7 protein-coding genes are annotated in these 7,023 nt (G+C 38.3%); 4 read left to right on the forward strand and 3 right to left on the reverse strand.

The window, feature by feature from the left end:
- Positions 1-42: 42 nt before the first annotated feature.
- The 4 genes from AC973_RS08470 to AC973_RS10065 all read left to right on the forward strand — a co-directional run bounded on the left by AC973_RS08470 (position 43) and on the right by AC973_RS10065 (position 3,813).
- Complete coding sequence (locus AC973_RS08470; protein ID WP_048729582.1) at positions 43-2,310, forward strand: glycogen/starch/alpha-glucan phosphorylase; 2,268 nt, start codon at positions 43-45, stop codon at positions 2,308-2,310.
- A gap of 168 nt (positions 2,311-2,478) precedes the next feature.
- Positions 2,479-2,793, forward strand: coding sequence for a PTS cellobiose transporter subunit IIB (locus tag AC973_RS08475; RefSeq protein ID WP_082148284.1), 315 nt, complete (start codon positions 2,479-2,481; stop codon positions 2,791-2,793).
- A 105-nt stretch (positions 2,794-2,898) separates the two neighbouring features.
- On the forward strand, positions 2,899-3,393 hold the full coding sequence (locus AC973_RS10060) for an ROK family protein (RefSeq protein ID WP_225968974.1): 495 nt from the start codon (positions 2,899-2,901) through the stop codon (positions 3,391-3,393).
- Between the two features lie 15 nt (positions 3,394-3,408).
- Entirely contained in the window at positions 3,409-3,813 is a 405-nt protein-coding gene (locus tag AC973_RS10065) for a hypothetical protein (RefSeq protein WP_225968975.1), read from the forward strand.
- A gap of 77 nt (positions 3,814-3,890) precedes the next feature.
- On the opposite strand, the gene AC973_RS08485 is transcribed toward AC973_RS10065, so the two are convergent.
- The 3 genes from AC973_RS08485 to AC973_RS08495 are packed head-to-tail and all read right to left on the reverse strand — an operon-like array spanning position 3,891 to position 6,074.
- Entirely contained in the window at positions 3,891-4,589 is a 699-nt protein-coding gene (locus AC973_RS08485) for a hypothetical protein (RefSeq protein ID WP_048729584.1), read from the reverse strand.
- 1 nt (position 4,590) lies between these two features.
- Positions 4,591-5,331, reverse strand: coding sequence for a hypothetical protein (locus AC973_RS08490; protein ID WP_048729586.1), 741 nt, complete (start codon positions 5,329-5,331; stop codon positions 4,591-4,593).
- Positions 5,331-6,074 carry an ABC transporter ATP-binding protein gene (locus tag AC973_RS08495; RefSeq protein WP_048729588.1) on the reverse strand — a complete coding sequence of 248 codons (744 nt, stop codon included), beginning with the start codon at positions 6,072-6,074 and terminating at the stop codon, positions 5,331-5,333. The genes AC973_RS08490 and AC973_RS08495 overlap by 1 nt, the downstream gene beginning before the upstream one ends.
- Positions 6,075-7,023: the final 949 nt, after the last annotated feature.

A 7,023-nucleotide genomic window follows, 5' to 3' on the forward strand; every position in this document is an offset into this window, starting at 1 on the left:
TTTTGAACTTACTGATACACAGTTAAAGATAAGGAGACAATCATGTTAAATTTAAACGAACGTGCTCAAGCGCAATTTAATCAACCGCTAAGCGAGTTGTCACACGCGGAAATCTACAAAATTTTATTAGACCTTGTTCAAGAAAAAACAGCCGCAATGCCACAAAATGAAGGTAAACGTAAACTTTATTATATCTCTGCCGAATTTTTAATTGGTAAATTACTATCAAATAACTTATTAAACTTAGGTTTATACGATGATGTAGCCGCTGAATTAGCGGAAAATGGGACTTCTCTTGCTGAAGTTGAAGAAGCTGAAGCAGAGCCGTCACTAGGAAATGGTGGTTTGGGCCGTCTAGCAGCTTGCTTCCTAGACTCAATCGCCACTTTAGGGTTGAACGGTGACGGGGTAGGCTTAAACTACCACTTCGGGCTATTCCGCCAATACTTTGAGGATAATAAACAATCTTATAAACCCGATGAGTGGTTAGACCATCCAACGTGGCTAAACAAATCGGACATTTCTTACAAGGTGCCGTTTGGTAAATTTACCTTACAATCTACTTTATATGAAATCGATGTACCTGGTTACAACCAACCAAACGTCAATAAATTACGCTTATTTGATTTAGACACAGTAAATCCAGAAATTATCGAAGAAAGTTCTATTAATTTTGACAAGACTCAAATTGAAGAGAACTTGACCTTATTCTTATATCCAGATGACTCTGACCGTAATGGGAACTTATTACGTATCTATCAACAATATTTCATGGTCTCAAATGGTGCTCAATTAGCCATTCAAGAAGCGATCGAGCGTGGGTCTAACATCCATGACTTAGCAGAATATGTTGTTGTACAAATTAACGATACGCATCCGACATTTATTATTCCAGAATTCGTTCGCTTATTAACAACGGAACACGGCATTGATTTTGAAGAAGCAGTAGAAATCACACGCAATGTGGTTGCTTTCACTAACCATACGATTCTTTCAGAAGCCTTGGAAAAATGGCCACTATCTGATATTCATGAAGTTGTACCAGAAATTGCTGAAATCATTGTACAGCTAGACGAAATCATCAAAGATCAATTCCCGGATAATGAAGCAGTTCACATCATTGATGAATGGGGTACTGTGCATATGGCATCGATTGCGATTCACTTTGGATTCTCAATCAACGGGGTTGCCGCTTTACATACAGAAATATTGAAAAATAACGAGTTAAATCATTTTTATGAGATTTATCCTGAAAAATTCTCAAATAAAACAAACGGGATTACTTTCCGTCGTTGGTTAATGGCATCTAACCCGTCGTTAACAAACTTTATTGATGAACACATTGGGACAAAATGGCGTGAAGATGCTGACTTAACAGATTTATTAGCATTCGAAAATGATGATAAGGTATTAGATGAATTACGTCACATTAAGAGAGAAAATAAAAATGCCTTGGCAGACCACTTGCAACGTACACGTGACATTAATATTGACCGTCATTCAATTGTAGATGTTCAAATTAAACGTATTCATGAGTACAAGCGCCAACAAATGTTGGCCTTATACATCATCTACAAATATCATGAAATTAAAGCAGGGAACATTCCTGGAACGCCAATTACCATTATTTTCGGTGGTAAAGCAGCACCAGCATACACAATTGCTAAAGATATTATTCATTTAATCTTGTCGTTATCAGAATTAATTGAAAATGACTTAGACGTGGCACCACACTTGAAAGTAGTATTCGTAGACAACTACAACGTGTCTGAAGCGGAATACTTAATTCCAGCAGCCAATATCTCTGAGCAAATCTCATTAGCTTCCAAAGAAGCATCTGGTACTGGTAACATGAAATTCATGTTAAATGGGGCATTAACTATCATGACTTGGGATGGTGCCAACGTTGAAATCGCTGAACAAGTAGGTGAAGAGAACGTTTATCCATTTGGTAAATCAAGTGAAGAAATCGTTAACTTATACGCCACAGATGGTTATGACCCACAAGACTACTACAAACAAGAACGTATTCAACCAATCGTTGATTTCATCATCTCAGACGAATTGATGGCTTACGGTATTCCTGAACGTCTACACCGTCTATATAACGACATGACCAGCAAGGACTACTTCATGGCCTTGATCGACCTAGAGGAATTCATTGACGTGAAAGAAAAAGTCTACTTGGATTACGAAGACCGTCGCGACTGGACACGTCGTTCATTAATCAATATCGCGAACGCTGGTTACTTCTCAGCTGACCGTACGATTGAAGAATACAATAATGACATCTGGCACTTAGACCAGTAATTATTCGTTAAATATTGAACACATTTGCATAATCAAGAAGGGCCGAGTGGGAGAAAAATCCTGCTTGGTTTTTCTTGTATCTTTGGGACAGGAAGTGGATAATGGTGAAAAGGGTTTCATTTTAGAGCAAAACCTATTTTGCCACAAGTAGGACTGGAGGGTATATAAGTGAAAAAAGCATTAATTGTATGCGCAGGTGGGATGTCATCGTCACTAGTCGCTAAGAAGACAACCGCACTATTTCAAACACAGGGTACAGACATCGAGGTCGCCGCAACCTCCATCTATGCCGGACAAAAGGCAATTGAAGAGGATCAATTTGATTTATATCTAGTCAGCCCACAGACACGGATGTATTTTGACAACTTAGCCAAATTTGCCCACCGGATGGCCAAACCTATTGTAAAAATCCCACCCCAAGCTTACGTACCACTACCCAAGCAAACGCAAATGTTGGCAGACCTGATAGAAGCGCATATTTAAAGGTGTGTGATCAGAACCAGAATGTATTTTCTGGTTTTTTGCTACATGTTAGCGTAAAATGGTTGCAATATATCGTAAGCACTTACATTTTTTGGAGGCGGGTTAATGACAGCACAAGCACTATATTTAGGCATTGATATCGGCGGGACAAATATTAAATCAGGATTGGTAGACAAATCGGGTCAGATTACCAACCAATATAAGCTTAAAACGCCACAGAACTTACCTGATTTAAAATTAGCCATCATTGATATTGTCAATCAAGCACAGGCACTAGTGGGCGACCAGTTGAAAGGTGTTGGCTTTTCATCTCCAGGACGGGTGGTTTCAGAAACAGGAGTTGTCCATGTTGGCGGTGCAATTCCTTTTATCGATGGCTTAAATTTCAAACACTTTATTAAAGAAAATTTTGGCCTACCAGCGGCGGCTATTAACGACGGCAAGGCAACAGCTCAAGCTGAATTGTGGCAAGGACACTTAACAGATGTTGAAAACGGCTTAGTTTTACTATTGGGGACAGGTGTTGGTGGAGGGATTGTCTTAAATGGGCAACTGCACCAAGGCAGTCATTTCCAAGCGGGCGAATTGTCCTATATGTAGGCGTCTTCTAGCGATATGACCACAGAGAATGCAATGGGTAGGCGAGGATCTGCGGTTATTTTCGTGAATAAATCTAGAGAACTATTAGGGCTAGCGCCTGGTGACGGTGAGGAAGTTTTCCAAGCCTTAGAAGAGGGGACTAATCCTGAAGTTACAGCCTTATTTGACCAATATTGCCAAGATATCGTTTATATCGTCCATACCCTACAGATATCGCTAGACCTGGACAGGGTCGTTTTGGGTGGGGGTATTTCAGCCCAGCCACTAGTGTTAAAAGGGGTCCAAGACAAATATGATGCACTACGCCGTGACGTACCATGGTTTAACGACTCATTTGAATCGGTTGAGATTGGTTTGTGTAAATATGGTAGTGAAGCCAACCTGATAGGGGCCGTATATCAATTGTTGATAGAAGAATAGATTTGAAAAACCGCCTATCTTACGATGGACGGTTTTTTTGGTTTAATATGAACAGTTATAGGCGTTGCGCTATCGGATTACTTTTTCTGAAAGGCAATTCGGTATCTATAAAGTAGCGCACTAATTAGCCCGACAATTACAAAATGTGTCAACAACGGAACAAATACAACTTGATTGGTGTGGATAGCAGTTAGCAATTGGTCATACGGAAATAGCATAGAGAAATTTTTAAAGATGGCTGGATAGGTGGCAATTGGAATCGCTAATCCAGAAATGATAGGCAGGATATTCATAAAGATATTATTGAAAAAATAAATATTACTCATATTGATTGCCAGATAAAAAGCTATGACTCCGATCAGTAAACTATAGAGAATGCTAAAAGGTAACAACGCGATTGCGCTATACATTTGATTGGTCGTTACGCCAAATATCGCTAGAATGCAAATATTGATCAAAAATAAAAGTAGCGAGCTAAAATAAACGGTCGCTATTTTGTCAAACCAATATTTTATGGCATAAGGCTTATGAACAATCATTTCAGTATGGATGCCTAATACTTTATCTGTTACCAATAGTTGATTAATTGTATTGATTGCGCTCGCGTTGGCAGAAATAAAAACTGAACTCAAGGCAATGTTATAGTCAATGGTGCTGGAATATTGTTGGTTAATGAGTACAAACAAAATCATCTGAATAATGGGTGTGATAAAGAAGTAAGTGATAAAAGTTTTGATATCACGAAGGTAGATTAATGATGAAAATTGAATACGCAATTTATACCAACCTCCCTTGACCGTCTTTTTTCGCCCAACGTAAAAGAATGCTCCCTAGGCTAACTGCAAGGGCTAGCCAGATCATTAAGGACAGCAGATAGCTCCACGAGTTATAACTGGCGTCGTTGTTGGAGAGTAATTTTCGAATAGGATAGACTAGCGGGAGCCCCCACTGAGTATACATGGATAGGTGATCAAAAAATTTTCCTTGTCCAATTAAACCACTGCATAAAAGAAGGGGTATATGGATAAGCTCTTCGTAGACAATTGCATTAGGTGTTAACACAAAGAAAGCAGCGATCAACATATCCATTACTGCTACACTCAGCCATAGCAACAATACTAAAAGGACAAATTCAAAATTTAAGTCAGTCACCTGAACATGGAAAATGCGTGCTAAACCATAAGAAAGTGGGAAGGAAATCAATCCAAAAGTTGAGGCAGGTAAAATGAGCGCGGTTAGTGACATAAAATCGTTAATGCCCGTATTGATTAAATAAGTCAAGGTACCCTGGTGTCTCTGGAATCCGATTGAACCCGTTGCTGTTGTAGCAGAAGCCCATAAGCCAAATATTGCACTTCGTGTCCATAAATGAGGATCATCTAACCGGTCATAGCCATGTGCTGTAAGATATTGTAAGAGAAAGATGGTCGTTGTTGAAATGATGGGTAGCCATAAAAAATATTGATTTCTAATATAAACTTTCATATGGAATAAAAATAAACGTAAAAATCGAAACATTATGACCTCCTTAAACTTGGCGCAATAGATAAGTAGGCGTCTTCTAAGGTGGAGCCTTTAGGTAAGCCAGAATAGTGAATAATATCTGCTACAGAACCCTCAAATTTTAGGCTGCCACCACCAATAAGTATAATGCGATTAGATAGGGTTTCTATCTCCCCCATGATGTGGCTTGTCAATAAGATGCTCACATTTTCTTCTATAGTTAATTTTTTGATTGTATCTCTTATTTCTTTAGCAATTTCCACGTCTAACCCGTTAGTAGGTTCATCTAGTAAGAGTAAGGAGGGTTTGTTTAATAGCGATTTTGCGATATGTAATCGTTGATTCATTCCTTTAGAGAAAAATTTTACTTGTTTATTTTTTACATCAGTCAGCGAAACGATATCTAAAACTCTATGGACCTCATGTTTACGCTGTCGAAATGGTACATTTGCAAGGTCAGCATAGAAGTTTAAATTATCATAGGCCGAAACATTTCCGTAGAAACCTAAATCGCCTCCAAAAGAAACGCCAATATCATTCTTATAGTGGTCTTGTTTACCATTTACCCAAATTTCCCCGGCAGTTTTCTCGATATAACCGCCGATCATTGAAACGATGGTTGTTTTTCCAGCGCCATTTGGTCCAACAAGTGAAACAATTTCACCCGGGGCAATGTTGAAAGAAACATCTTTGACTGCTTGAAAGGGCGTTATTTTGCCATAAGATTTTGATAGATTTTTAACAGTTAAAGTATTCATATATCCATTCACTTTCTTTGTTGAAATGCTGATCTGTTGGAAGGAGATTAAGGAATTCATTGGCCACGCAATTTTGAAAAAAGACCATAAATCATTCTGGTCTTTGGCCGCGGCTGAATCGCATTGGGTTGCTAACTGATCAGATCAACTTATATTGGCTAAATTTTAACACAAAAAATGAATCAAAAGGTTTTTTGTTATACACAAAAAAACCACCTACCGTTGGGAGGCGGTAGGTGGTTTACTTTATAATCTTTCGTTTGGGAGGAGAAAGATTTATGAAGAAAAGTTTTTATATTGGGTATGCTTATATAATAGCGTGTACCTTTGAATTTCCCGTGAAGATTTCAGATAAAATATTGAAGAAAATGTGAATTCTCAATAAAATGCTGATTTAACGGGGGGGTTTAATATGGATTAAAAACAAATACAGTACAATTTGGATGAACTTAAAAGAATAATGACCATCCAAGGTAGCGTTCTCAAGGAATTTACTATAACAGAATAAAGAATTTCGGTTTTTAGCATAAGTGAATTAAATTGTGGATATTCAAGGGGTGAAGGATTGTGGGGAAATTTATTTCCAAGAAGGCCTTATGCCATACACACCGCCTCAATTGCGAGGAAGTGCGACAGGGGTTAGGGGAAGACCTGTTTACTAGGGTAGATCTAACAGCAAGTAAATACGAAATGATCGAGGAATAATCCAATTCCAAGGCGATAACTTGAAAAAAGGGCAACTACAATCTTCTTATCGTTCACATTTTTTGTGTATTTTCGGATATAGAAAAAAAAATTCAAGTTTTTTAAACTTTTTTCAGAAATATTATTGACTTCTCTGCTATCAGATGATATTCTTATCTAGTCGTCAGTTGATGACACAAAAAACACGCGGAAATAGCTCAGTGGTAGAGCACCACCTTGCCAAGGTGGGGGTCGCGGGTTCGAA

This window comes from Carnobacterium sp. 1290_CSPC (assembly GCF_001053265.1).
Taxonomy (GTDB): domain Bacteria; phylum Bacillota; class Bacilli; order Lactobacillales; family Aerococcaceae; genus Aerococcus; species Aerococcus urinaeequi.

Bases quoted from the DNA above. Each gene is read 5' to 3' on its own strand.
- AC973_RS08470 (WP_048729582.1), top strand. From the start codon at position 43: ATGTTAAATTTAAACGAACGTGCTCAAGCGCAATTTAATCAACCGCTA.
- AC973_RS10060 (WP_225968974.1), top strand. From the start codon at position 2,899: ATGACAGCACAAGCACTATATTTAGGCATTGATATCGGCGGGACAAAT.
- AC973_RS10065 (WP_225968975.1), top strand. From the start codon at position 3,409: ATGACCACAGAGAATGCAATGGGTAGGCGAGGATCTGCGGTTATTTTC.
- AC973_RS08490 (WP_048729586.1), bottom strand. From the start codon at position 5,331: ATGTTTCGATTTTTACGTTTATTTTTATTCCATATGAAAGTTTATATT.
- AC973_RS08495 (WP_048729588.1), bottom strand. From the start codon at position 6,074: ATGAATACTTTAACTGTTAAAAATCTATCAAAATCTTATGGCAAAATA.